The organism is Rosenbergiella epipactidis (assembly GCF_018494055.1).
In the GTDB taxonomy this organism is placed as follows: Bacteria; Pseudomonadota; Gammaproteobacteria; order Enterobacterales; family Enterobacteriaceae; genus Rosenbergiella; species Rosenbergiella epipactidis.
The window spans coordinates 90,491-115,120 of the sequence record NZ_JABBFQ010000006.1 but is presented as its reverse complement, the minus strand read 5'-3'; the positions used below and the strand labels follow the sequence as shown (position 1 = coordinate 115,120).

At 48.0% G+C, this 24,630-nt stretch carries 23 protein-coding genes; 14 read left to right on the top strand and 9 right to left on the bottom strand.

Annotated features, from left to right (window positions below):
* Positions 1–75: 75 nt before the first annotated feature.
* The 4 genes from cydD (at position 76) to infA (ending at position 4,825) form a co-directional block, all read left to right on the top strand.
* A complete protein-coding gene (gene cydD / locus HGT71_RS10895) occupies positions 76–1,851 on the top strand; it encodes a heme ABC transporter permease/ATP-binding protein CydD (protein WP_214217780.1) in 1,776 nt (591 codons plus the stop codon).
* On the top strand, positions 1,851–3,590 hold the full coding sequence (gene cydC, locus HGT71_RS10890; protein WP_214217779.1) for a heme ABC transporter ATP-binding protein/permease CydC: 1,740 nt from the start codon (positions 1,851–1,853) through the stop codon (positions 3,588–3,590). The genes cydD and cydC overlap by 1 nt, the downstream gene beginning before the upstream one ends.
* A complete protein-coding gene (gene aat, locus HGT71_RS10885) occupies positions 3,587–4,291 on the top strand; it encodes a leucyl/phenylalanyl-tRNA--protein transferase (protein WP_214217778.1) in 705 nt (234 codons plus the stop codon). Before cydC ends, aat begins: the two co-directional genes overlap by 4 nt.
* A 315-nt stretch (positions 4,292–4,606) precedes the next feature.
* Entirely contained in the window at positions 4,607–4,825 is a 219-nt protein-coding gene (gene infA / locus HGT71_RS10880) for a translation initiation factor IF-1 (protein WP_028684310.1), read from the top strand.
* 55 nt (positions 4,826–4,880) lie between these two features.
* On the opposite strand, the gene clpA is transcribed toward infA, so the two are convergent.
* A complete protein-coding gene (gene clpA / locus HGT71_RS10875; RefSeq protein WP_214217777.1) occupies positions 4,881–7,166 on the bottom strand; it encodes an ATP-dependent Clp protease ATP-binding subunit ClpA in 2,286 nt (761 codons plus the stop codon).
* Between the two features lie 53 nt (positions 7,167–7,219).
* A complete protein-coding gene (gene clpS, locus HGT71_RS10870; RefSeq protein ID WP_214217776.1) occupies positions 7,220–7,540 on the bottom strand; it encodes an ATP-dependent Clp protease adapter ClpS in 321 nt (106 codons plus the stop codon).
* Between the two features lie 257 nt (positions 7,541–7,797).
* Here clpS and poxB point away from each other — a divergent pair, with 257 nt between their 5' ends.
* Positions 7,798–9,519 (top strand): ubiquinone-dependent pyruvate dehydrogenase, encoded by a 1,722-nt coding sequence (poxB, locus tag HGT71_RS10865; RefSeq protein WP_214217775.1) that lies wholly within the window; start codon positions 7,798–7,800, stop codon positions 9,517–9,519.
* Between the two features lie 34 nt (positions 9,520–9,553).
* On the opposite strand, the gene HGT71_RS10860 is transcribed toward poxB, so the two are convergent.
* Together HGT71_RS10860 and HGT71_RS10855 are read right to left on the bottom strand one after the other, a co-directional pair.
* Entirely contained in the window at positions 9,554–9,772 is a 219-nt protein-coding gene (locus HGT71_RS10860; RefSeq protein WP_214217774.1) for a hypothetical protein, read from the bottom strand.
* Positions 9,773–9,907: 135 nt separating this feature from the next.
* Positions 9,908–10,741 carry an N-acetylmuramoyl-L-alanine amidase gene (locus tag HGT71_RS10855; protein ID WP_214217773.1) on the bottom strand — a complete coding sequence of 278 codons (834 nt, stop codon included), beginning with the start codon at positions 10,739–10,741 and terminating at the stop codon, positions 9,908–9,910.
* Between the two features lie 163 nt (positions 10,742–10,904).
* On the opposite strand from HGT71_RS10855, the gene artP reads away from it, so the two are divergent.
* From artP to artM, 4 genes are read left to right on the top strand one after another with little or no spacing between them, the layout of a single operon-like run.
* Entirely contained in the window at positions 10,905–11,633 is a 729-nt protein-coding gene (gene artP / locus HGT71_RS10850) for an arginine ABC transporter ATP-binding protein ArtP (protein ID WP_214217772.1), read from the top strand.
* A gap of 13 nt (positions 11,634–11,646) precedes the next feature.
* On the top strand, positions 11,647–12,378 hold the full coding sequence (gene artJ, locus HGT71_RS10845; RefSeq protein WP_214217771.1) for an arginine ABC transporter substrate-binding protein: 732 nt from the start codon (positions 11,647–11,649) through the stop codon (positions 12,376–12,378).
* A gap of 6 nt (positions 12,379–12,384) precedes the next feature.
* Positions 12,385–13,098, top strand: coding sequence for an arginine ABC transporter permease ArtQ (artQ, locus tag HGT71_RS10840; RefSeq protein ID WP_062811944.1), 714 nt, complete (start codon positions 12,385–12,387; stop codon positions 13,096–13,098).
* A 2-nt stretch (positions 13,099–13,100) separates the two neighbouring features.
* On the top strand, positions 13,101–13,769 hold the full coding sequence (artM, locus tag HGT71_RS10835) for an arginine ABC transporter permease ArtM (protein ID WP_048911877.1): 669 nt from the start codon (positions 13,101–13,103) through the stop codon (positions 13,767–13,769).
* Between the two features lie 23 nt (positions 13,770–13,792).
* Here the strand turns inward: artM and rlmC are convergent, their stop codons facing one another.
* Positions 13,793–14,920: a 23S rRNA (uracil(747)-C(5))-methyltransferase RlmC gene (gene rlmC, locus HGT71_RS10830; protein ID WP_214217770.1), complete on the bottom strand. Its 1,128-nt coding sequence runs from the start codon at positions 14,918–14,920 to the stop codon at positions 13,793–13,795.
* 88 nt (positions 14,921–15,008) lie between these two features.
* Complete coding sequence (gene nfsA / locus HGT71_RS10825) at positions 15,009–15,731, bottom strand: oxygen-insensitive NADPH nitroreductase (RefSeq protein ID WP_214217769.1); 723 nt, start codon at positions 15,729–15,731, stop codon at positions 15,009–15,011.
* A gap of 166 nt (positions 15,732–15,897) precedes the next feature.
* On the opposite strand from nfsA, the gene HGT71_RS10820 reads away from it, so the two are divergent.
* The 3 genes from HGT71_RS10820 (at position 15,898) to ybjG (ending at position 18,749) form a co-directional block, all read left to right on the top strand.
* Positions 15,898–16,161, top strand: a complete 264-nt coding sequence (locus tag HGT71_RS10820) for a GrxA family glutaredoxin (protein WP_048911867.1) — start codon at positions 15,898–15,900, stop codon at positions 16,159–16,161.
* A gap of 182 nt (positions 16,162–16,343) precedes the next feature.
* On the top strand, positions 16,344–18,026 hold the full coding sequence (locus HGT71_RS10815; protein ID WP_214217768.1) for an aspartate:alanine antiporter: 1,683 nt from the start codon (positions 16,344–16,346) through the stop codon (positions 18,024–18,026).
* A 117-nt stretch (positions 18,027–18,143) separates the two neighbouring features.
* Positions 18,144–18,749 (top strand): undecaprenyl-diphosphate phosphatase, encoded by a 606-nt coding sequence (gene ybjG / locus HGT71_RS10810; protein WP_214217767.1) that lies wholly within the window; start codon positions 18,144–18,146, stop codon positions 18,747–18,749.
* Positions 18,750–18,828: 79 nt separating this feature from the next.
* Here ybjG and HGT71_RS10805 read toward each other — a convergent pair whose 3' ends face one another.
* Complete coding sequence (locus tag HGT71_RS10805; RefSeq protein WP_214217766.1) at positions 18,829–20,025, bottom strand: serine hydrolase; 1,197 nt, start codon at positions 20,023–20,025, stop codon at positions 18,829–18,831.
* A 265-nt stretch (positions 20,026–20,290) separates the two neighbouring features.
* Here HGT71_RS10805 and moeA point away from each other — a divergent pair, with 265 nt between their 5' ends.
* Both moeA and moeB read left to right on the top strand, forming a co-directional pair.
* Positions 20,291–21,523, top strand: a complete 1,233-nt coding sequence (gene moeA, locus HGT71_RS10800; protein ID WP_214217765.1) for a molybdopterin molybdotransferase MoeA — start codon at positions 20,291–20,293, stop codon at positions 21,521–21,523.
* Positions 21,520–22,269 carry a molybdopterin-synthase adenylyltransferase MoeB gene (moeB, locus tag HGT71_RS10795; protein ID WP_214217764.1) on the top strand — a complete coding sequence of 250 codons (750 nt, stop codon included), beginning with the start codon at positions 21,520–21,522 and terminating at the stop codon, positions 22,267–22,269. The genes moeA and moeB overlap by 4 nt, the downstream gene beginning before the upstream one ends.
* 28 nt (positions 22,270–22,297) lie before the next feature.
* Here the strand turns inward: moeB and HGT71_RS10790 are convergent, their stop codons facing one another.
* Together HGT71_RS10790 and HGT71_RS10785 are read right to left on the bottom strand one after the other, a co-directional pair.
* Positions 22,298–23,890 carry an ABC-F family ATPase gene (locus tag HGT71_RS10790; protein WP_214217763.1) on the bottom strand — a complete coding sequence of 531 codons (1,593 nt, stop codon included), beginning with the start codon at positions 23,888–23,890 and terminating at the stop codon, positions 22,298–22,300.
* A gap of 182 nt (positions 23,891–24,072) precedes the next feature.
* The gene (locus tag HGT71_RS10785; RefSeq protein ID WP_099822410.1) at positions 24,073–24,471 is read right to left on the bottom strand and encodes an H-NS family histone-like protein; all 399 of its coding nucleotides are present in this window, start codon (positions 24,469–24,471) and stop codon (positions 24,073–24,075) included.
* Between the last annotated feature and the right edge of the window lie 159 nt (positions 24,472–24,630).

Below are 24,630 nucleotides of genomic sequence, written 5' to 3'. Positions count from 1 at the left end.
TTATCTCCTGCGTGCTAGAGTTGTTAGGAATTTCAGATAGTCGATGTTCAATTCCAACAGGTCAAAGACTCTTCCGTGGATAAATCAAGACAAAAACAGCTTACCCTCTGGCTCAAAGCGCAGCGTATTCATGCTAAACGTTGGCTTACACTCTCGGTCATTTTGGGCACCTGCAGCGCACTCACGATACTTTTACAGGCTTATTGTTTGGCAGAACTTCTGCAACGCGCCTTAATCGATCATCAACCCCTTCCGCATCTTTACCACTGGTTAGCCCTGCTCGTCGGTTGTTTTGCGCTACGCTCAGTGCTGCACTACAGCCGCGAAAAAGTCGGTGTCAAAGCAGGCGAGGCATTACGACTCGCTATCCGCCAACTTGTGTTAAACCGCTTAGAAAGGTTAGGACCGGTTTGGATCGCTTCTCGACCCGTCGGCAGTTGGACCACCTTGCTGCATGAACAGATTGAGAAAATGCACGACTATTACGCTCGTTATCGGCCGCAAATGACCTTGGCTGCCGTGATCCCGCTGCTTATTCTGATTACCCTATTTCCCATAAACTGGGCGGCGGCGACCATTCTATTCCTGACGGCCCCGTTAATCCCACTGTTTATGGCAATGGTCGGGATGGGAGCCGCCGATGCTAATCGCCGTAACTTTGCGGCGCTTGCACGCCTGAGCGGCGATTTTCTCGATCGCCTGCGCGGCCTTGATACTTTGCGTCTCTTTAATCGACGCCATGCGGAAGAGCAGGCGATCGCAGACAGTACAGAGCAGTTTCGCTTACGTACAATGGAAGTCCTGCGTATCGCCTTCCTCTCTTCAGCCGTTCTTGAGTTTTTCGCATCAGTCTCCATCGCGATCGTCGCCGTGTATTTCGGCTTTTCGTACCTCGGTGTGTTTCACTTTGGCAGCTATCATGGCGCAGTGACCCTATTCGCTGGCTTTATCGCGTTAATTTTAGCTCCAGAATTTTTCCAACCTCTGCGTGATTTAGGCAGTTTTTATCATGCCAAAGCCCAAGCCGCCGGGGCCGCCGATGAAATTGAAAGTTTCCTTACGGAAACGGACCCTTTGCACCCTAGTGCTCAGCGCGAAGACCTGACTCTCGATCCCTCCCAAGCTCTCACCATTGAGGCCCGCGATTGGGTCATCACCTCAATCGATGGTGTGCAGTTAGTTGGTCCACTCAATTTTTGCTTCAATGTCGATCAACGCGTGGCATTAGTAGGACCGAGCGGGTCGGGTAAAAGTACACTACTTAATGCGCTCTTAGGCTTTCTGCCTTATCAAGGGTCGTTACTGATCAATGGCCATGAACTTAATAGGGTGTCACGCGAAGACTGGCTGAAATCGGTGAGTTGGGTAGGCCAGCATCCTCGGCTATTCCCTTGCTCTATCGCAGAAAATATTTCTCCGCAAGGCGAACTCAGCGAACAAGCACTGAATACGTTAGTGGCACAAACCGGTATCGATGAGTTTCTTGAGCGCTTGCCGCAAGGTCTCGCCACGCAAGTCGGTGAAGAGAGTCAGAATTTATCTGTTGGCCAGGCACAACGCATTGCGGTCGCCCGTGCGCTGGCGAAGCAGGCGCAACTTTTACTGCTCGATGAACCTACTGCCAGTTTGGACCGCCATCATGAGCAACGGATCATGCACTGTTTGCAACAGGCGAGTCACCAACAACTGACTATCATGGTCACCCATCAGCTCGACCAATTGACCGACTGGCCCACTATTATTGTTATGGAAGCAGGGAAAATTGTGCAGATGGGCGATTTCCGTTCGCTTGCCGCTGAGCAGGGACTGTTTCAAACATTGTTAAGCCATCGCTCAGGGGAGATTGAATAATGAAAGCATTGTTCCCTTTTTTAACGCTGTGGCGTAGGCATCGTTGGCAGTTAGTGTTAGGCGTATTGTTAGCCACCCTCACTTTGCTCGCCAGTGTTGGGCTGTTGAGTCTGTCTGGCTGGTTTCTCGCTGCTTCCGCAATGGCCGGCAGCGCCGGTATTTATACTTTTAACTATATGCTACCCGCCGCCGGGGTTCGAGGGGCGGCAATCCTGCGCACGGTTGCCCGTTATCTTGAGCGTTTAGTCAGTCATGACGCCACCTTCAAAGTATTAAAGCATCTGCGCGTTACTATCTTCAGTAAAATTTATCCACTCGCGCCTGCAGGGACCTCTCAATTCCGTCAGGGCGATTTACTGAACCGTTTTGTCGGCGACGTTGAGACGCTAGATCATTTATATTTACGGGTTCTCTCACCGATGATTGGGGCCTTACTGGTAACACTTGTCGTCGGGGTGGGGTTAAGTTATATCAACCACCAAGCCGCGCTGATGGTAGCGGGTGTGATGATTATTGTTATCCTGCTGTTTCCTCCCCTGTTCTATCGAGTGGGCAAACCGGCGGGTGAACAGATTGCTAGCTTGAGTAGTGCTTATCGGCAACAACTGACTACTCATCTCAGCGCGATGTCTGAACTCTTGTTGTACCCACCACGACAGGATTGGCGTCAGGAGCTTGAACAGACCGAGAAAAAATGGTTGGCAACGCAAGCGAGGCAGCAAAATCTTAATGCCTTGGCACAAAGTATCATCATCTTGCTGACCGGCTTAACCATTGTCGCAGTCTTTGTTATTATGTCCCGCCATCAGATCGCACAAATTGCCACCGCCGACAATGCATTATTGGTTTTCTGTGTACTGGCTGCATTTGAAGCGCTTGGTCCGGTTGCAACGGCTTTTCTCCACCTCTCTGAAGTATCGATTGCTGCCGAGCGCTTGAACCAGTTGTTAACGCAACAGCCTGTGGTGACCTTTCCCTCTCAATCGGTCGCCATCGATGATCGTGCTGCTGAACTCTCTATCGAAGGTGTGGATTTTGCTTACAGCCCTACCGGGCCTAAGGTGTTAGAGCACTTAACGTTGACACTTGCCGCGAAACAGAAAGTAGCACTACTCGGAAGCACCGGATGCGGGAAAACAACGTTATTACAATTGCTTACCCGTGCTTGGGACCCGTTGACCGGTACAATCCTTATCAATAATCAGCCTTTAACGGCCTTTTCAGAACCCCAGCTTCGTTCCACCATCACGGTCGTTAGCCAGCGAGTGGCCGTCTTCAATCAGACGTTACGTGAAAACTTAACACTCGCTCAACCGCTCGCTGACGATGCACAACTCATCGAAAGCCTGGAGGTTGTCGGCTTAACTACGCTTCTTGAAGGCGCAGGATTAGATAGCTGGTTAGGGGAAGGCGGCCGCCCACTTTCCGGTGGCGAACGTCGTCGCTTAGCGATAGCCCGGGCACTGTTACATAACGCGCCGATTTGGCTATTAGACGAACCTCTTGAAGGGTTGGATGCCCAGACCGAACATCTGATTATGCAACTTCTTCTTAGGGTCACCGCTGAAAAAACGGTGCTGATGGTTACACACCGCCTGACCGGTATTGAAGCTGTCGATAAAATCTGTGTGATGGACCAAGGCCATATTATTGAAGCAGGAACGCACCAACAGCTGATGGCGGATAAGGCCCGCTATTACGCTTTTCGCCAACGCCAGCAAGGCCATAATGGACGATGAGTGCGATCTACCTCCCCTGCCTAGATGGTCGGCCTGACACGCCATTTCCGTCTACCGATAGCGCCCTAACCTCGCCGCAAGGGCTTCTCGCTTACGGTGGTGATCTGCGACCAGAACGGTTACTCTCAGCCTATAAGCAGGGTATTTTCCCTTGGTTCTCTGAGGAGGACCCTATTTTGTGGTGGAGCCCCGATCCGCGTGCCGTGCTACCGGTTGAGGGCTTTCATCTCAGTCGCAGTATGCAACGCTTTTTACGCCGCTGCCCTTATCACGTCACGCTTAATCATAACTTCCGCGCGGTGATAGAAGGCTGTGCCAGCACACATGTTGAGGGGACGTGGATCACTGAAGACGTCATCGCGGCATGGTGTGATCTCGCCGCAATCGGCCAAGCCCATTCGTTGGAAGTGTGGTGCGGCCATGAACTGGTTGGCGGGCTCTACGGGATGGCATTAGGCGGGATGTTCTGCGGAGAGTCGATGTTCAGTCGCCAGCCCAACGCATCAAAATTGGCATTGCTGCAACTCTGTCGGCATTTTTCAGTATATGGCGGTGAGGTGATCGATTGTCAGATACTTAATCCGCATACGCATTCCTTGGGCGCACGAGAAATTCCCCGCCAACAGTTTCTGACCCAATTAGCTGACCTGCAGAAACGAATTATCCCGTCAGAATGCTGGGTGAAAAAGCGGTTATTTTAAATCAGGGTGAATCTTTAACAGGCTTTTTTGATAAAAAGGTAGTATAATACTGGCGCTTGTTATGCTGGTGGCGGTTTAGTTAACACCCTATTTTCTTTTTACCCCACGCTTTCCTTGCGGAATAACGCGTCAGTAGATGGCGAAAATTGCCCTACTCTCACTTGTTCCTCAAACGACATAACACCCAAATTCACGTAAAGATCGCTCGCTTGACGCCAAGCACAGACCTAATTGGTCGCCTTTTCTTTACACAGGTATAAGACTTCGGCATTATTCTGTCGAGTAAACATTTAGTTAGTCCATTCAGAGGATTCGATGGCCAAAGAAGACAATATTGAAATGCAGGGCACCGTATTAGATACGTTACCCAACACCATGTTCCGTGTAGAACTCGAAAATGGGCACGTTGTTACTGCTCATATCTCAGGTAAAATGCGTAAAAACTACATTCGTATTCTTACCGGTGATAAAGTCACCGTTGAACTGACCCCCTACGATTTAACGAAAGGTCGCATTGTCTTCCGTAGTCGTTAATCTTTCATTTAATGACTGCCATAAAAAAGGCCGGATTTTCCGGCCTTTTTATTTTCTAGTGAACGGTCCCTTCTGCTTTCTGCTTCGCCGCACTCTCAAAATGGTAAGTCAGCTGATCTTTCTTACGATCTAGCCCCACTGACACCGATCCCCCTTCAACCAATGAACCAAACAACAACTCATTGGCTAACGGTTTCTTCAAGTTTTCTTGTACCGCTCTAGCCATAGGACGGGCCCCCATCGCTTTATCGTAGCCTTTCTCTGCTAGCCATTCGCGAGCTTCATCACTCACTTCAAGTGACACACCCTTAGGATCAAGCTGAGCTTGCAGTTCAACGATGAATTTATCCACCACCTGATGAATAACGGTTGTGGACAGATGCTCAAACCAGATGATGTTATCAAGACGGTTACGGAATTCTGGAGTAAAGATTTTCTTAATCTCTTCCAGAGCATCGGTACTATTGTCTTGTTGAATCAAGCCGATCGTTTTACGTTCTGTCTCACGCACGCCCGCATTGGTAGTCATCACTAAGATCACATTACGGAAGTCCGCCTTACGGCCGTTATTATCGGTCAAGGTGCCGTTATCCATTACCTGTAGCAGTAAATTAAACACATCTGGATGCGCTTTCTCAATTTCATCCAGTAACACTACAGAGTGAGGATGTTTGATGACCGCGTCAGTTAATAATCCACCTTGTTCATAACCCACATAGCCTGGAGGCGCACCAATCAGACGGCTGACCGTATGGCGCTCCATGTATTCCGACATATCAAACCGCAGTAACTCAATACCTAACGCTTTGGCCAACTGAGCCGTCACCTCGGTTTTCCCCACGCCAGTTGGTCCCGCGAAGAGGAATGACCCGACAGGTTTGTGCTCATTGCCTAGGCCTGCCCGACTCATTTTGATCGCTTCCGATAACGCATTAATCGCTTTATCTTGACCAAATACCAGCATTTTTAAGCGGTCATCGAGACTGCGTAACGTGTCGCGGTCAGTGGCGGATACGCTTTTTTCAGGGATTCGCGCAATGCGGGCTAAAACGGTCTCAATATCTTGAATATTGATGGTTTTTTTACGTTTACTATTCGGTAATAAACGCGCCCGAGCACCGGCTTCATCGATCACATCTATCGCCTTATCAGGAAGATGACGATCGTTGATATATTTGACGGCTAACTCTACTGCAGCGCGGATAGCTTTGGCTGTGTAGCGCACATCATGATGCTTCTCGTATTTCGGTTTGAGGCCGGTCAGAATTTTTACAGTCTCATCCATTGTCGGTTCGACAATATCAATTTTTTGGAAGCGGCGCGCTAAAGCCCGGTCTTTTTCAAAGATTGAGCTGTACTCTTGATAGGTGGTGGAACCCATCACACGGATTTTACCACTGGAAAGTAGCGGCTTGATCAAATTAGCAGCGTCGACTTGCCCACCGGAAGCCGCCCCTGCCCCGATGATAGTGTGAATCTCATCGATGAACAGAATGCTGTTCTGATCTTGCTCAAGCTGTTTTAGCAACGCTTTGAAGCGCTTTTCAAAATCACCGCGATATTTTGTTCCTGCAAGCAGTGAACCAATATCGAGCGAATAGATCACACACTCTTTCATTACGTCGGGCACATCGCCTTGCTCAATACGCCACGCAAGGCCTTCGGCGATAGCCGTTTTGCCAACACCCGACTCACCCACCAGTAGCGGGTTATTTTTACGACGACGGCAGAAGACTTGAACGGTTCTCTCTAACTCTTTCTCACGTCCGATAAGCGGATCAATACCGCCCACGCGAGCGAGCTGATTAAGATTTGTCGTAAAGCTGTCAATACGTTCTTCACTGGAGCCGCTTGCAGCATCGTCTGAAGAGGCACTGTTTTCGGACGGTTTATCTTCAGCACTGTCATCTTTGCGCGTGCCATGGGAAAGATAATTAACAATGTCTAGGCGACTCACTTCATATTTTCTCAGTAAGTAGGCCGCTTGTGACTCTTGTTCACTAAAAATCGCCACCAGCACGTTAGCGCCGGTCACTTCGCTACGCCCAGAGGATTGGACATGGAAGACCGCACGTTGCAGAACACGTTGGAAGCTTAATGTGGGTTGCGTTTCTCGCTCTTCATCCGCTTCGGGAAGCACTGGCGTTGTTTTTTGAATGAACGTTTCCAGTTCTGCACGCAACGCAGCGAGGTCGACTGAGCAAGCCTCTAACGCTTCGCGCGCAGCGGGATTGCTGATCAACGCGAGTAGCAGATGCTCGACGGTCATAAATTCGTGATGGTGCTCACGCGCTCTGGCGAAAGCCATATTTAAACTGAGTTCCAGTTCCTGATTGAGCATTAGGCACCTCCGATCGGTTAACGCTTAGGTCTCAGCCTAGATATATGGGCTGATTAGCTTTTTTCCAGCATACATAGCAACGGATGCTCATTTTCCTTCGCGTAACGATTCACTTGCATGACTTTAGTTTCAGCCACTTCGGCGGTAAATTCACCACAAATCGCCTTCCCTTCATAATGCACTGTAAGCATCAGTTGCGTTGCACGCTCAATATCGAGTGAGAAGAATTTTTGTAAAACCTCGATGACAAACTCCATAGGGGTGTAATCGTCATTCAATAACACAACTCTATACATAGACGGCGGTTGTAGCGCCTCGTCGAGATGACTGTCTAAAAGTTGTTCGAAGTCGAAACCATGATGCGTGTTAGCCATAATTACCCAGCAATACTTGAATGAAAAGCACAAATTTTACTGTTAGTTTATCATGAACCCTAGCATTTAGCAGAACCGACCTAATTTTAGTCTAGCCCTTTTGGCACAATACATCTAAAAAAAACCTTATGACAAGCCATCCCCTGACTTTTATTTGCTGGACCGCATTCTAGGTTTATCCCTTCTGCGCAAACAGTGGCGAAAGTTGAACTACAATTACCCCATATCACGTTTATCCAAGGCAAGGGGAGTAGTACATGGAAAAGACAGTCGCGGCATTACTGGTCGAGACCTTAACAGAGGTAGGCGTCAAACATATATGGGGGGTCACCGGTGATTCGCTAAATGGGATTAGCGATAGTCTTAATAAACAGTCAGCGATCACTTGGATGTCAACGCGACATGAAGAAGCTGCGGCTTTCGCAGCTGGGGCTGAAGCACAAGTTACCAATGAATTGGCAGTCTGTGCAGGATCCTGTGGGCCAGGTAACTTGCACTTAATCAATGGCCTCTTTGATTGCCATCGGAACCATCAACCGGTCCTTGCCATCGCCGCGCATATCCCTTCCAGCGAAATTGGCAGTAACTACTTTCAGGAAACCCACCCGCAAGAACTGTTTAAAGAGTGCAGTCACTATTGTGAACTCGTGAGTAATCCTGAACAGTTCCCGCAAATCTTGGCGATAGCCCTACGTACGGCGATTGTGAAACGCGGCGTTGCGGTGATCGTCCTGCCTGGCGATATCGCCTTACAGAGCATTAAGGTGCCCGATAGCCTTGAGTGGTATCCCCCGTCACTACCTGAGGTTAAACCGGTGGCGTCGGAACTGGAACAACTGGCTGACGTATTAAACAGCGCTCACAATATTACGCTGATGTGCGGCAGCGGCTGTGCCGGAGCGCATGATGACGTCGTGGCCTTAGCTGAAAAACTTCAAGCACCGATTGTGCACGCACTGCGTGGTAAAGAACATATCGAGTATGATAACCCCTATGATGTCGGGATGACTGGACTGATTGGGTTCTCCTCTGGCTATCACGCCATGCTTGAGGCGGATACGCTGGTGTTATTAGGGACACAGTTCCCTTACCGCGCATTCTATCCTGAGTCGGCGAAGATTATTCAAATTGATATCAACCCATCGAGTATCGGTTCGCACTGCCATGTTAACTTTCCACTTATTGGCGATATCAAAGCGACTGTTCAGGCGTTGCTGCCCTTACTTAGCGCTTCCCATGATTCCGCTCACCTTGAGAAATCCGTTAAGCATTATAAAAAAAGTCGCCAACAGTTAGATGATTTAGCCGTAGCAAACGATGATCGCCCTATTCATCCGCAGTATCTAGCCCAACAAATAGATCGACTCGCCACTGACGACACGATTTTTACCTGTGATGTTGGCACGCCAACAGTTTGGGCGGCGCGTTATCTCACCATGAATGGTAAAAGACGTTTATTAGGGTCGTTTAACCATGGGTCGATGGCGAACGCTATGCCTCAAGCGATGGGCGCACAATCTGTCGACAGGTCGCGTCAAGTCGTCGCGATGTGTGGTGACGGTGGCTTTGCAATGTTGATGGGTGATTTATTGACCATTGCTCAGCACCAATTACCGGTCAAACTGGTGATATTCAATAACAGTGTGCTGGGGTTTGTGGCGATGGAAATGAAAGCCGGGGGCTATCTGACCAATGGTACCGAATTGGATAACCCTGATTTTGCCGCCATCGCTAAGGCGTGTAATATCGAAAGCTTCAGCGTACAGAAGGCCTCAGAATTAAGCGGTGTCTTACAACAGGCGTTTGACCACCCGGGCCCAGTACTGATTGATGTGACGACCGCAAAAGATGAGTTAGCGATGCCGCCGCAGATAAAACTTGAACAAGCCAAAGGTTTCAGCCTGTATATGCTTAAGGCGATCATCAATGGCCAAGGCAGCGAGATTATCGATTTAGCAAAAACCAACCTGTTCCGCTAGCCTATACTTCAGCCAGCCCCTGATAAGGGGCTGCTTATTCCGATTCTATAAACTTCGTCAATATTGCTATTGCCAGTGCCATGCCCTGCTCAGGACATTCGCCGTAGTCATAAGCGTCACGCTGTGCCTGTTGCATACAGTCGATCAGCGCCTGTACGGTGAGGGGTTGCTGGTTACCCAGCACCGTTAGGACTGCGCCGCCAATTTCATTGCACAAATTTTGTCCATCACTGTGTTGAAAAGTCGTGGTCATCGAAACCTCCCGCATTGCGATGTAACGGTGATCAACAGGAACGAGCAAACGGTTCCTTCTGCATGATTATTCATCTTTCAAGCACGGCTCAGGGCAAACTGCTCTGCCAGGATCGCCGCGACAATTATCTAATGATTAATGGTGCCAAGGATACTGCAGCAGAAGGGCCTGCAACCGTGCAAGGGTTAATTGATCACCCTGACCACTGCTATTCTCTGGCTGAAAATGCATCTGAAATGCGCGAATAACTTGCCGCTGTTCCTGCAGCGTAGCATGAGCGCTGAACGTATAACCATATTGTTTCAGCAAGGGAAGCAGCAGCGCATTGTCGACCGGTGTATCGGGTGCTCGTCCCGCCAATAACTTATTGACTCGCTTCTGATCCGGCCACGCGCCTATCCCTTGTTGAGCCAGCTGTTGCCACGGAAAGCAAGGTCCTGGATCCACTTTTCTTAATGGGGCGATATCGCTATGTCCAATGATATTCGCAGGCTCTATCTTATAGCGGTCAGCTATCTCTCTGACCAATTTATTCAGCACGGCAATCTGCTGCGGCGGATAACTTTCACAGTGACCGTGATGCTGACCAGAGGGTAGGCGATAGCCTCGGTTCACTAACTCGATGCCTATCGACGTTTTATTAAGATTATAGGTCCCCCGCCACGCGCTGATCCCGGCGTGCCAAGCAGCCTGATCTTCAGGCACTAGCTGATAGGTTTCTGGCGACCTCTGATGATCTTTTGGATACTGCGCAATCAGATAATGGCTACTGACTTGCTTACCCGTGAGCAGCGTTAATGCCCGCTGCTCATCTGCCACAGTGTAATGGATCACAATAGCGTTAATTCTTGGTTGATGACTGCGCGCGACGTAGGTAGTGTTAATTGCCTGCGGCACAGTCAATGAACTAGGCATTGTTGCCTGACACCCCGATAACAGTGCCAGTATAATGAGAAATCTCTTTTTCATTTTTTACCCCTTTAGCCAGTGATACTTTACTTTACCTCTGTTCCCGCGATTGACCAAACAAGGTAAGGATGAGGCGAGAAAAAGTCTGCATCAGAATTGCATACTTATGCATAATGAATTACTATCTCGGCAAATACACTCTTATAAAAGTCAGATTTATCGCATGAGCATTCATTTAGAAGGCGTAAATTGTTTCTACGGTGGTCAACAAGCCCTGTACGATATTACTTTGAACTGTGCTCAAGGAGAGACGCTTGTGCTGCTCGGCCCGAGCGGTGCAGGAAAGAGCTCATTGCTGCGTGTATTAAACTTATTAGAAATTCCGCGTTCAGGCCAGCTATCCATTGCTCAGCAACAGTTCGATTTCACGCAACGCCCCTCCGCTGCGGCGATTCGTACGCTACGTCAAGATGTTGGCATGGTTTTCCAGCAGTACAATTTATGGCCTCACCTCACCGTTGAACAAAACCTTATTCAGGCGCCGTGTAAAGTATTAGGCTTAAGTCGTAGCGAGGCCCAAGCCCGCGCCAAGAAATATTTAGAGCGCTTACGCTTGGCGGACTACGCTCAGCGCTACCCCCTGCATCTTTCGGGTGGACAACAACAACGGGTCGCGATTGCGCGAGCGTTAATGATGGAACCTCAGGTGTTACTGTTCGATGAACCTACCGCGGCCCTCGATCCTGAGATCACCGGTCAAGTGGTAAAGATTATTAATGAACTCTCGGCGACCAATATCACCCAAGTTATCGTGACACACGAAGTTGAGGTCGCAAAAAAAACGGCATCACATATTGTCTATATGGAAAATGGACGTATTGTTGAGCAAGGAAACGCTGATCGTTTTACGCATCCTCAAACACGCGAATTTGCGAACTATCTTTCACATTAAGGACAGGGTTACCATGAAAAAAATTCTTATCGCTGCACTCCTCACCAGCCTGTCAGCCTCAGCATTCGCGGCCGAAACGCTCCGTTTCGGAACTGAAGCCTCCTATCCTCCCTTCGAATTTGTTGGCAGTGATAACAAAATCCAAGGGTTTGATGTGGATTTAGCGATGGCAGTTTGTAAGCAAATTAATGCAAGCTGTAGCTTTACCAATCAATCATTCGACAGTTTAATCCCCAGCTTAAAATTCCGTCGTATCGACGCGGCGATGGCGGGAATGGATATTACGCCTGAGCGTCAAAAGCAGGTATTATTCAGTACCCCTTACTATCTTAACTCTGCGCTATTTGTCGCAGAAAAAGGCAAAGTGGCTAGCCTAGCAGCGTTGAAAGGTAAGAAAGTCGGCGTACAAAATGGCACCACTCACCAGAAATACCTTGCAGATAAACACAGCGAGATTAAGGCTGTTCCATATGATAGCTATCAAAATGCGATTCTTGACTTAAAAAATGGTCGTATCGATGCGGTCTTTGGTGATACTGCTGTCATCAATGAATCGTTGAAAAATAACCCATCACTGGCACCAGTCGGTGATAAAGTCACCGATAAAGATTACTTCAGTACGGGTGTCGCAATTGCGGTCCGCCAAGGAAACAGCGCGCTACAACAGCAATTTAACCAAGGTTTAGCCAAAGTCAAAGCCGACGGTGAATACCAAAAAATTTACGACAAGTGGTTCCAGAAATAATCGCTAATGAATGAATTACCTTATCTTCTCAATGCCGGCGGCTTGACCGTCGGCCTTGCCCTTTGCGCACTCGTTGTCGGCTTAACGCTGGCGATGATTTTCGCCAGTTGGGAATCCCTCTCCTGTAAACCGTTAGCGTGGATCGGCAGTTTACTGGTGATGCTTATTCGTGGCTTACCGGAAATCTTAGTCGTATTAGGGATCTATTACGGTTCCTCGCAGCTATTGCTTACCCTGTCTGATGGCTTTTCACTGCCGTTGGGCTTCACTACCTTACACTTACAACTCCACATCGAAAACTTCGATGTCAGTCCATTTTTGTGTGGGGTGATTGCGCTTGCGCTGTTGTACTCAGCCTATGCCTCGCAAACCCTGCGCGGTGCATTGCGAGCAGTGCCTCAAGGACAGCGAGAGTCTGCCTACGCCTTAGGAATGCGTAAATCGACCGTCTTTTTTACTATCGTTATGCCACAAATGTGGCGTCACGCCCTGCCCGGATTGGGAAATCAGTGGCTAGTGCTGTTAAAAGATACAGCTTTAGTCTCCCTCATCAGTGTGAATGATTTAATGTTGCAAACTAAAGGTATCGCGACGCGCACCGAGCAGCCCTTCACGTGGTACTTGGTTGCGGCGGGTATTTATCTAATTATTACCTTGTTGAGTCAGGCAATCTTAAAATTTGCTGAGCGCCGTGTCACACGCTTTGAGTTGGAGCAATAATGATGGGCGACTATTTACTGAAGCTTAGCGCTGGCTTACCCGTCAGCCTGGGTCTTACCGTCAGTGCAGCACTTATTGCCCTGCTGATCGCCGTAACCCTCACCATTCTTCTATCATTACGTCATCGCGTAACCAATGCGGTGATCCACTGTTACTTAACCCTATTTACTGGGACACCGTTACTGGTACAGATCTTTTTAATCTATTACGGCCCAGGACAGTTCCCGATCTTGCAGCACTATCCCACGCTATGGTCGATTCTCTCTCAACCTGGCTTCTGTGCGGTGGTAGCATTATCGTTAAACAGTGCCGCTTACACGACACAGCTACTCTATGGCGCGGTCAAGGCTATCCCTGCAGGACAGTGGCAATCCTGTTATGCTTTGGGGATGACACGGGGAGAGACACTTAAAGTGTTACTCCCTTATGCGTTTAAGCGTGCACTCTCTTCCTACTCTAACGAAGTGGTATTGGTGTTTAAGAGCACGTCGTTAGCCTATACCATCACCCTGATGGACGTGATGGGGTTGAGCCAACAACTGTATGGCGGCACTTACGACGTCAACGTGTTTGTGGCGGCAGGTATTATCTATCTCTGTATTAATGGGCTGTTGACCTTACTGATGAGGGCGATCGAAACCTATGCCCTCCGCTTTGAGCGTCGCGCTTAATGAATAAGTTGCCTGTTGGCAACTTATTGTTCACGTATCAGTAGAGAGAGCACTTCGCTGTGCGCAGTATGCGGGAAGAGGTCGAATAGCTGAACGCGTTCGAGACGGTAGCCTTGCAGTCGCGCAATATCCTTTGCCAGAGTTTCTGGATTACAGCTCGAATAGAGGATCACCGCAGGCTTAACACTGACGATAAAGTCACAAAGCGCTTGGCCAATTCCCCGTCTTGGCGGATTAACTAGCAGTAAATCCGGTGGACTCTCCTCGTTAACGGCGTAACGGGTGGCATCTAGGGCACGGAATTCCGTATTCTTTAATCCGAGTTTACGGGCAGAATCTTTTGCACAGGCAATCGCCTCAGCCGAGATTTCAATCCCCGTTAAGTGGGTTTCGGCCCTGGCACAATGCAGTCCAAAGCCCCCCACCCCACAAAACAGATCCCATAAGGTGTCGAGCTTAAGCCCTTGCGTCCATTCACGCGCCGTTAAATAGAGTTTAGCGGCAACCTCAGGGTTGGTTTGGAAGAAGCTTTGCGGGCGGATCCATAAAGGAATACGGTTGAATGACTCCGCTAGTGCTGAGGCATCACTCAAAATAATCTCCTGCTCGCCCTCCATAATCGCCATATGAACCGGCTGAATATTCACTGAGATTACGGTTAATTGCGGCAAGCATTGCTGGAGTTCCGGTAACACTTTTTTAAGCTGATCTAACTTTTTATCCGACCGTAAGACAAAGCGAAGCATCATCCCGCCCTGCGTACTTTCTGTTAACAGTAAGTATTTCAGTTCGCCTTTGCGCCGAGCGATATGGTAAGGGGTTAAGCCCGCTTTCGCGATAAAAGGTAATAATTGGCGAAAAACTGGGGCAAAAGTTTCCGGATAAAGGGGGCAGTCGATCAAGTCCACGCCTTGACCCTCGGGATTAACGATTCCCAAAATTGGGCGTTCCACCGAACCACTGACGACCATTTTTGCCTTGTTACGAAACCGAGATTGCGCAGACGGTACAGGGGGGTACCACTCCGTTACTGGTATATCGGTTAATAGCTGTTCAATCTTCGCCTGTTTATCGGCGAGTTGCGTAACATATTCTTTGGGGAGCCATTGACAAGAGCGACACTGACCCGCGTCATAGCGAGGGCAAAACATAGGTTACCTGTGGACGAAAGTAAATGGGGCGCGGCAGTATAGCATTGAAGCGGGATGAAATCCTATGGCTCTCACCCCGCAACAGCGGTTAGCGGGTAATCCAACCTTGCTGCTGAAGGAAGGCGAGCATATGGGGGCGGCTTTCTTTCGTGATCATCCTTTCCACCATTTCACTCCAGGTTTCATGGCGGTTGGCACTGCTGCGATGTTGATAATATTCCAATAGATGTTGGTCGTAGGCCGCGAGCGTCTCAGTTTCGATCGGCTGGTAGTGATTTTCATGCACAAACATCGAGAGCGGCATACGCGGCTTCAGCTCGGGTTTATCTGTTGGCCAACCGAGGCAGAGTCCAAATAAGGGTAAAACAAATTTAGGCAGATCCAGCAGCTCACTTACCGCTTGCGGTTGGTTTCGAAGGCCGCCAATGAAAACACCCCCTAAGCCGAGTGATTCCGCCGCCACCATCGCATTTTGGGCTAACAGTGCCGTATCGACACACCCCAAGATCAATTGTTCGGCATAGCCTAACTCCGCATGCTCACTGATTTGCTTGTGTCGGTTAAAGTCGGCACACAGGACCCAAAATTCGGCCGCCTCGACCACCCAAGACTGGTCGCCTGCCAGTTCAGCCAGACGCTGGCGTTTGTCTTTATCCGTGATCCTTACCACCGACGCGCATTGTAATAAACTTGAGGTAGACGCTGATTGAGCTGCCAACAAGATGGCTTCACGTTGTTCTGCGCTGATGGGTTCGTCGCTAAAATGGCGAATAGAACGGTGCTGGCGAAGAAGGTCGATGGTCGGTGTCATAACGCACTCCAAAAATAGGGTAAAGCGTAAGTGTAGCCATTACTCAACCGTCTAGCATCCCTACCGACTCACCGATTGTGCGAAATCGACGATAAGCCCTCTTCTCGACTTCCAATCTTTCAGCCAGCAAGGCATGATAAATCGTTCATTCTTCAAAGGAGCTGTTATGTTTGTGGTAATTTTTGGTCGTCCTGCTTGTCCCTATTGTGTCCGTGCCAAAGAGTTAGCGGATAAATTGACTGAAGAGCGTGACGATTTTAGCTATCGCTATGTGGATATTCACGCTGAAGGGATCAGCAAAGACGATTTATCGAAAAGCGCAGGGAAGACGGTGGAAACTGTTCCGCAAATCTTCATCGACGAATCACACGTTGGCGGCTTTACCGAGTTTGAAGCCTACGCCAAGCAACACCTTGGATTATATCAATAATCTTTTCGGGTACTGACGCATCAGTACCCGCCATCCCTCTGTATAAAATCATTTTTTCTCTCAAACAGTCATAGCAGTTAGGCAAGTGAACGATTAGAATGAGTCGGTTTTTTAGAACCGTCAGCCGAAGCCCAAAGCTGGCTGATGGAATCACTCTTCGACTTATTAATGAAAATTGACTCGTGAATATAAACGTTGCAAATTTGCTCAGCGCCAATGATGTCTTGCTTCTTTTTGTAGTGCTCTCTCTCGGTCTTTGCTTAGGAAAACTTCGGCTTGGCAGTATCCAGCTCGGTAGCTCAATCGGGGTACTGGTGGTCTCTCTGCTGCTAGGCGAACAACATTACTCTATTAATACTAATGCGCTGAGCTTAGGTTTCATGCTGTTTATTTTCTGCGTGGGTATCGAAGCCGGGCCTAACTTCTTTTCAATTTTTTTCCGTGATGGGAAAAACTATTTAATGCTCGCTTTGGTGATGGTTGGTAGTGCATTACTGATCGTGCTGGGTCTGGGCAAACTTTTTCACTGGGATATTGGCCTCTCTGCTGGAATACTGGCAGGCTCGATGACCTCTACACCGGTACTGGTCGGGGCCGGAGACACACTCCGGCAAGTGATTAGTGATCCCCAACAACTCGCCCTGTTGCAAGATAATCTCAGTCTAGGCTATGCCTTAACCTATTTAGTCGGCTTAGTCAGTTTGATCTTTGCTGCCCGCTACCTTCCACGATTACAACACCAGGATCTTCCTACTAGCGCACAGCAAATCGCACGCGAGCGCGGCTTAGATGCCGATAGCCAGCGTAAGGTTTTTTTACCGGTTATCCGTGCCTACCGTGTCGGAAAAGAACTTGTCGAGTGGAGTGGCGGTAAAAACTTACGCGAACTGGGGATTTATCGACACACGGGTTGCTACATCGAGCGAATCCGACGTAACGGTATCTTGGCTAGTCCAGACGGCGATGCAGTGTTACAAGAAGGTGATGATATCTCTTTGGTCGGTTATCCCGATGCGCATGCGCGATTAGATCCGAGTTTCCGTCATGGGAAAGAGGTGTTCGATCGTGACCTACTGGATATGCGAATTGTCACCGAAGAGATCGTGGTAAAAAACCATAATGCGGTCAATAAGCGTCTAGGGAAACTTCGCTTAACCGATCATGGCTGCTTTCTTAACCGTGTTATCCGCAACCAGATCGAAATGCCCATTGATGACGATATCTTATTAAATAAAGGCGATATCTTACAGATCAGCGGTGAGACAAGACGGGTCAAGAGTATTGCCGACCGCATTGGTTTTGTCGCTATTCACAGTCAAATGACCGACCTACTGGCCTTCTGTTCCTTCTTTATCGTTGGATTGATGATCGGTATGGTGACATTTCAATTCAGCAATTTTGGTTTTGGTATTGGTAATGCGGCCGGGCTACTTTTTGCAGGGATTATGCTCGGTTTCTTACGTGCCAACCACCCAACCTTCGGTTATATCCCGCAAGGGGCATTGACCATGGTAAAAGAGTTTGGATTGCTGGTCTTTATGGCCGGTGTCGGCTTAAGCGCAGGCAGTGGCTTACACCATGGGCTGGGTGAGAACGGGCTTTCCATGCTGCTGTGTGGCGTCGTCGTCAGTCTTTTACCTGTTGTAATCTGTTACTGTTTCGGCGCTTATGTGTTACGAATGAACCGAGCGATGCTGTTCGGTGCCTTGATGGGAGCGCGCACCTGCGCCCCAGCGCTAGAAATTATTAGCGATACCGCGCGCAGCAGTATTCCCGCGCTAGGGTATGCTGGGACCTATGCGATTGCTAACGTTATTCTGACCCTTGCTGGGACACTTGTGGTGATGTTGTGGCCAGGCGGCTAGCCATCAGCCTATAGGGTGAAAAGATAAGACTTTTCACCCTAGTCGCAAAACATTAATTATATTAACATTGAACGTTAACAATTAATGCTACCCACCCTTCAGGAGAATAGTAATATTATGGAGCAGTTGAATACTCAACTTTTTTTATGGCTTAATGCGACTCCAGATTCTCCTCATTGGTTGATTAATTTCGCCACCATTTTGGCTAAAGATGTTGTCGGTATCATTCCGCTACTCGTGGTCGGTCTATGGCTCTGGTCACCTAAAAATTGCTTAGATTCGCGCCGTGAGCTGGTACTTAAGACAGCAACCGCTTTACTCTACGCTATCGTGTTCTCCTTCGTCATCGGTGTAATATTCCCACACCCTCGGCCCTTCGCGATTGGCTTGGGATATCATTGGTTGAATCACTCTGCAGATACCTCTTTCCCAAGCGATCACGGCACCTTTATCTTTACCTTCAGTTTAGCCTTCCTATTCTGGCATCGCGCCTGGTCGGGCATTGCACTGCTTGCCGTTGGCGTGTTGATCGCGTGGTCACGTATTTATCTTGGTGTACACTGGCCACTCGATATGGTCGGTGGACTGCTGGTGGGAATGATTGGCTGTTTATCGGCCGAGCTGGGTTGGAGATTTTATGGGCAAGCACTTTTAAGCTTCGCTCATAAAGTGTATCGCCAACTGTTTGCCTTACCGATCCGCTGGGGTTGGACACAAGATTAATGATTGCTTGAAACAAAAAAGCCAGGAAATGGACTGACTCCAAAATCCTGACTTTTTTATGGTCGCTATTGCGTACTCATTAGAACCATTTAGCAAACAGGGCAGAGATATGCAGCCAGACGTAATCAACTAATCGACTGAACATTCCACCCTCTTTCACATCTTCCAATACGACTAAAGGTTTCTGATCGACAACTTTCCCGTTGATTTGGAAATTCACTTGGCCGACCACCTGCCCTTTAGTCAGCGGGGCGGAAAGCTGATTTTGGTTTAAGGTATAATCGGCCTTTAACGCATTCACCTGACCTTTAGGAACGGTAACAGAAGCGTTATCCATTACGCCTAGCGCAGCCTGCTTCGTCTCGCCAAACCAGACTTTAGTCTGTACAAAGGGTTTGCCAGCTTTAATAGGCGATAACGTTTCGAAGTTTTGGAAGCCCCAATTCAACAATTTTTCGCTTTCACGAAAACGGACAGAGTCGGTATTTGCACCCAGTACCACTGAAATAAGGCGCATATTGCCGGATGTCGCAGAAGCCACTAAATTATTACCCGCTCCTGAGGTGTATCCCGTTTTAATCCCATCAACGTTCAGCGATGAATTCCACAATAGACGGTTGCGGTTAGGTTGACGAATATTATTGAAGCTAAACTCTTTCTCTTTATTCAGCGCGTATTCTTCCGGTACATCACGGATTAAGGCTTGACCAATCAGTGCCATATCACGTGCGGTACTGTATTGGCCAGGCTCATCGAGGCCATGCACGGTGGTGAAGTGGGTATTCTTAAGGCCAAGCTTTTGACTGTAATTATTCATTAAGCCAATAAAGGTATCTTGGCTGCCCGCAACATAATCAGCAAGTGCGATACAGGCGTCATTTCCCGATTGAATAACGACCCCGCGATTAAGGTCAGCCACAGAGACCTGTGAACCGGGTTTCAGGAACATCACCGACGAGCCACGCAGTTTTGGATTCCCCGTGGCCCACGCGTCTTGACCAATGATCACGTTATCCGTCGACTTGATTTTTCCACTTTTCAATGCTTGACCTACCACATAGCTGGTCATCATTTTGGTTAAACTAGCAGGATCTAATCGATCATCGGCATGCGATTCGGTGAGAACTTTACCGCTATCATAGTCCATCAGCACCCATGCTTTAGCCTCAACCTGCGGAGCATTAGGTTGAGGGTCAGCAAAAGCAATGCTTGGGGCAATAATCAATACAGCGAGTAACGCTGGGCGAAGCGGGGTCGACATCTTTAATGGGCGCATTATTTTTACTCAATCCTAATTAACTCGTTGAAAACGAGGATATCCTGACAGAGTGTCAGTATCTACAGTCGTGTTAAAAGATTTACAATTTTTTTTCAACGTTGAGTCTCTCATCATGGCACGCTAAGACGCACGACCCCGTAATTGCTATGCTGATTGATTAGACTAAGCCCTATTATCACCGGGAAAAGAAGAGACTCCTCCACCCAGCAAACGTTACTAACGTGTTACTCTATAGTCAATTACCCCATTGAACGAGGTTAAGATGGAACCCTTTACCGCGGACCTACTCTCCGTCGAAGACGCCCAAGCACTTTTACTCGATGACCTTTCCCCGCTTATTTCCTCACAAACCCTGAACATTAATGAGGCCTTGGGTTGGGTGACGGCCGAGCCGATTATCTCTCCACTCAATGTACCCAGTTTCGATAATTCAGCGATGGATGGCTATGCTTTACGGCTGTCTGATCTCCACGCCGTCGAGACTTTACCGATTGCGGGTCAGGCGTTTGCTGGTAATCCCTATCCGGGTTCCCTGCCCGCCGGTCACGTTGTCCAAATTATGACTGGAGCACCGATCCCCGAAGGCTGTGAAGCCGTTATTATGCAAGAGCAGACCGACAGGACGACACAAGGTATTCAGCTGAAGTCAGCCGTAAAGGCTGGGCAAAATATTCGACGAGTGGGTGAAGATATTCGTCAAGGACAAGTCGTACTTGAGGCTGGTGTCCGTCTTAAAGTGAAAGATCTTCCTCTATTGGCATCTTTAGGTATACAAAACGTCAAGGTCATACGCCCTCTGCGCGTAGCGATTTTTTCGACCGGAGATGAACTGGTCTTACCAGGAACCCCTCTCGCGGCTGGGCAGATATACGACACTAACCGCTTTGCGATTTCATTAATGCTACAACGTCTAGGCTGTAATGTGATCGACCTAGGCATTATCCCGGATAATAAACCGTCACTGACCGACGCTTTCCACCGCGCGGATCATCAGGCTGATTTGGTCATTAGTACTGGTGGCGTATCGGTAGGGGCTGCTGACTATACCCGTGATGTGCTATTGGCGTGCGGGAACATTAGGTTCTGGAAGTTAGCGATGAAACCCGGTAAGCCTTTCGCCTTCGGAAGATTACGCGAAAGCCTGTTTTGTGGATTACCCGGTAATCCCGTTTCAGCTGTGGTGACTTTTTGCCAGCTGGTCTACCCGATGATCCTCCGATTACAAGGGATCACTGCTGCGCCTTTCACTTCCTTCACTGCAACCTTGACTGCCCCAATCACTAAGCAACCGGGCCGGACCGAATTTCAGCGTGGATATTATCGATCTCAGCACGGTGAACTCCACGTCACAGCGGATGATAAACAGGGTTCGCATATGTTCAGTACCTTTACGCATGCCAACTGTTTTATCTGCTTGCCGCGTGAGTCGGGTTCACTCTCCCAAGGTGAGAAAGTGATGATCCAGCCCTTCCCCGAATTTTTAGACGGTGCATGATGCCTTTATCTGATAATGCGTTATTACGCTACGACCGGCAAATAGCCCTAAAAGATTTTGATATTGATAAGCAGCAACAGCTCGCCGCAGCAAACGTTATGATTGTAGGAATGGGAGGGTTAGGCTGCGTTGTGGCGACTTATTTAGCCTCAAGCGGCATCGGCCAGCTAACATTAGTTGATCCCGATACCGTCAGCCTCTCTAACCTTCCTAGACAGATACTCTTCACTGAGACCGACTGCGGGAAAGCGAAAGTTGAGGTGGCACAACATCAGCTCGCCTTGCGTAATCCAGAGTGTCGAATCAGTGTTGTGCAGCAAGCTGTCGATGAATCCAGTGAATGGCAGGTACGCTGTGCTGAACAGCAGATAGTTATCGATTGTACCGACCAGCTTTCGAGCCGCCAGCAGATAAATCGTCATTGTTTTGCGACCTCTACTCCGCTCATTTCAGGCGCAGCTATCCGAATGGAAGGTTGTGTGATCAGCTTTACTTGGCAGAAGGACGAGCCTTGCTACGAGTGTCTCAGCCATTTTTTTGGCGAACCTATCGGTAGCTGTGTAGAAAATGGCGTGATGGCACCGCTGACTGGAATTATCGGGAGTTTACAAGCAATGGAAGCGATTAGGCATTTGACCCAATATGGCAGTACCACACAAGGCCGGTACCTGCTTTACGATGCGATGAATTTCAGCTTTACCTCGTTAAAGGTAAAGCGAAATCCACACTGTGAGCTTTGTGCCTAACCTCAATAAGCGTTAGGCACAGTGGTCACTAGTTGATACCTTGGGAATTAAGATAATCTTCATAATTACCGGTAAAGTCGCTGACTTTACCGGGTTTAATTTCCAGAACCCGAGTGGCTAAGGAGCTGACAAATTCGCGGTCATGTGAAACGAAGATCAGCGTCCCTTCGAACATTTCTAGTGCCATATTCAACGATTCGATGGATTCCATATCTAAGTGGTTCGTTGGCTCATCCATAATTAAGATATTCGGTTTTTGCATCATTAATTTACCGAATAGCATCCGCCCCTTTTCCCCTCCAGATAGCACTTTAGCCGGCTTTTTAATATCGTCTTGGCTAAACAGCAAACGACCCAGCACACTTCTTACTGATTGCTCGTCATCACCCGCTTGCATCCATTGGCTCATCCAGTCAAAAACCGTTAAGTCGTTTGCAAATTCGTATTCATGGTCCTGAGCATAATAACCAATTGAAGCATTTTCAGACCATTTAACACTGCCACTTTCTGGCGTGACATCACCAACTAACGTTTTAAGTAACGTGGTTTTACCGATACCGTTGGCACCAATAATCGCTAATTTCTCTCCGACTTCGAGGAGGAGACTCAGTGTTGAAAATAGCGGTCCGTTATCGAATCCTTTGGTTAACGCTTCAACTTCTAAAGCATTACGGAATAGTTTTTTATCTTGTTCGAAGCGGATAAAGGGATTTTGTCGGCTCGATGCTTTGACTTCATCTAATTTAATTTTATCGATCTGTTTCGCACGCGATGTTGCTTGGCGTGACTTCGATGCGTTAGCACTAAAGCGGCTAACGAAAGATTGCAGTTCTGCAATCTGTGCTTTCTTCTTAGCATTATCAGAAAGTAGGCGCTCACGAGATTGCGTAGCCGCCGTCATGTATTCATCGTAATTACCTGGATACACACGAATTTCACCGTAATCCAAATCGGCCATATGGGTGCAGACCATATTTAGGAAGTGACGGTCATGCGAAATAATAACCATCGTACTATCACGCTCATTTAACGTTTGTTCTAACCAGCGGATGGTATCGATATCCAAGTTGTTGGTCGGTTCATCTAATAGCAGAATATCAGGATTAGAAAACAGTGCTTGGGCAAGTAATACACGTAGCTTCCAGCCAGGAGCGACTTCGCTCATAGGGCCATAATGTAAATCGACCTCAATTCCAACACCCAGTAACAGTTCTCCCGCACGCGCTTCAGCGCTATAACCATCCATTTCACCATAGAGGACTTCGAGATCGGCGACCTTATAGCCTTCTTCTTCACTCATTTCCGGTAATGCGTAAATACGGTCCCTTTCTTGCTTAATTTGCCATAACTCATCATGGCCCATTATCACTGTATCCAAGACACTGAAGGCTTCAAAAGCAAACTGGTCTTGGCGTAACTTACCAATACGCTCATTCGTATCTTGCGCAACATTACCCGCCGTTGGTTGTAAATCACGTCCCAAAATTTTCATAAAGGTTGATTTACCGCTACCGTTTGCGCCAATTAACCCATAGCGGTTACCTCCGCCAAATTTAACAGAAATATTTTCAAATAGTGGTTTACTACCAAATTGCATGGTTACGTTATTGGTTACTAACACGATTAAGCCTTTTAATTAATGGGGTTGGGCAATGATGGAGTATGACTTGACAGAATTTACCGCTGTGTAATCACGACATGATAAGGTAATTATAACTCATCTGGAAAAATTCTCTGAATGTTACAGAAAGAAAAACAATAAAAAAACCAGCGCAAGCGCTGGTTCTTCAAGAGCACTGAGGCTTAGATTAAGAAGCTATCCAGTGATTTACCTTCGTCCAGCGCTTTTTTGATAGCAGCTGGAGTACGGCCTTGACCAGTCCAAGATTTCTTCTCACCATTCTCATCAGTATACGCATACTTAGCAGGGCGAGGTGCACGTTTAGCACGTTTTTTACTTGTCTCTGCTGCGCCTAGTAATTCGCTTGGGTCGATACCTTCGGCCGCTAATAATTCGCGGTATTTAGAAAGCTTTTCCGCTTTCTCACGGTTTAATTCTTCTTCAGCTTCAATTTCTTCACGACGTTCGGTCACGACAGTCGTTAATTTTTCTAAAATCTCTTCCAGATCAGTTAACTCAACTTCGCGAGCTTGTGCGCGGAGTGTACGGATATTGTTCAGTAGTTTAAAAACGTCGCTCATTATTTTTTCCCTTTCTATAAATTTTAAAAATCACAATAATGCCAAGGTTACCGAAATTAGTTTAGAAAATAAATAGAAAATTAGAAAATATTAATTCTAAAAATAAATATTATTTCAAGGTAAAGAGATCTGACACCTTCATTACAAATTCATTACTTT

Excerpts from the sequence above, each read along its gene's own strand:
- HGT71_RS10860 (WP_214217774.1), bottom strand. The coding sequence starts at position 9,772 with ATGACCACGACTTTTCAACACAGTGATGGACAAAATTTGTGCAATGAA.
- HGT71_RS10805 (WP_214217766.1), bottom strand. The coding sequence starts at position 20,025 with ATGCGCCCATTAAAGATGTCGACCCCGCTTCGCCCAGCGTTACTCGCT.
- aat (WP_214217778.1), top strand. The coding sequence starts at position 3,587 with ATGAGTGCGATCTACCTCCCCTGCCTAGATGGTCGGCCTGACACGCCA.
- moeA (WP_214217765.1), top strand. The coding sequence starts at position 20,291 with ATGGAACCCTTTACCGCGGACCTACTCTCCGTCGAAGACGCCCAAGCA.
- artP (WP_214217772.1), top strand. The coding sequence starts at position 10,905 with ATGAGCATTCATTTAGAAGGCGTAAATTGTTTCTACGGTGGTCAACAA.
- infA (WP_028684310.1), top strand. The coding sequence starts at position 4,607 with ATGGCCAAAGAAGACAATATTGAAATGCAGGGCACCGTATTAGATACG.
- moeB (WP_214217764.1), top strand. The coding sequence starts at position 21,520 with ATGATGCCTTTATCTGATAATGCGTTATTACGCTACGACCGGCAAATA.
- HGT71_RS10855 (WP_214217773.1), bottom strand. The coding sequence starts at position 10,741 with ATGAAAAAGAGATTTCTCATTATACTGGCACTGTTATCGGGGTGTCAG.
- cydC (WP_214217779.1), top strand. The coding sequence starts at position 1,851 with ATGAAAGCATTGTTCCCTTTTTTAACGCTGTGGCGTAGGCATCGTTGG.
- poxB (WP_214217775.1), top strand. The coding sequence starts at position 7,798 with ATGGAAAAGACAGTCGCGGCATTACTGGTCGAGACCTTAACAGAGGTA.
- nfsA (WP_214217769.1), bottom strand. The coding sequence starts at position 15,731 with ATGACACCGACCATCGACCTTCTTCGCCAGCACCGTTCTATTCGCCAT.
- HGT71_RS10785 (WP_099822410.1), bottom strand. The coding sequence starts at position 24,471 with ATGAGCGACGTTTTTAAACTACTGAACAATATCCGTACACTCCGCGCA.
- clpA (WP_214217777.1), bottom strand. The coding sequence starts at position 7,166 with ATGCTCAATCAGGAACTGGAACTCAGTTTAAATATGGCTTTCGCCAGA.
- HGT71_RS10820 (WP_048911867.1), top strand. The coding sequence starts at position 15,898 with ATGTTTGTGGTAATTTTTGGTCGTCCTGCTTGTCCCTATTGTGTCCGT.
- artJ (WP_214217771.1), top strand. The coding sequence starts at position 11,647 with ATGAAAAAAATTCTTATCGCTGCACTCCTCACCAGCCTGTCAGCCTCA.
- rlmC (WP_214217770.1), bottom strand. The coding sequence starts at position 14,920 with ATGTTTTGCCCTCGCTATGACGCGGGTCAGTGTCGCTCTTGTCAATGG.
- clpS (WP_214217776.1), bottom strand. The coding sequence starts at position 7,540 with ATGGCTAACACGCATCATGGTTTCGACTTCGAACAACTTTTAGACAGT.
- artQ (WP_062811944.1), top strand. The coding sequence starts at position 12,385 with ATGAATGAATTACCTTATCTTCTCAATGCCGGCGGCTTGACCGTCGGC.
- ybjG (WP_214217767.1), top strand. The coding sequence starts at position 18,144 with ATGGAGCAGTTGAATACTCAACTTTTTTTATGGCTTAATGCGACTCCA.
- artM (WP_048911877.1), top strand. The coding sequence starts at position 13,101 with ATGGGCGACTATTTACTGAAGCTTAGCGCTGGCTTACCCGTCAGCCTG.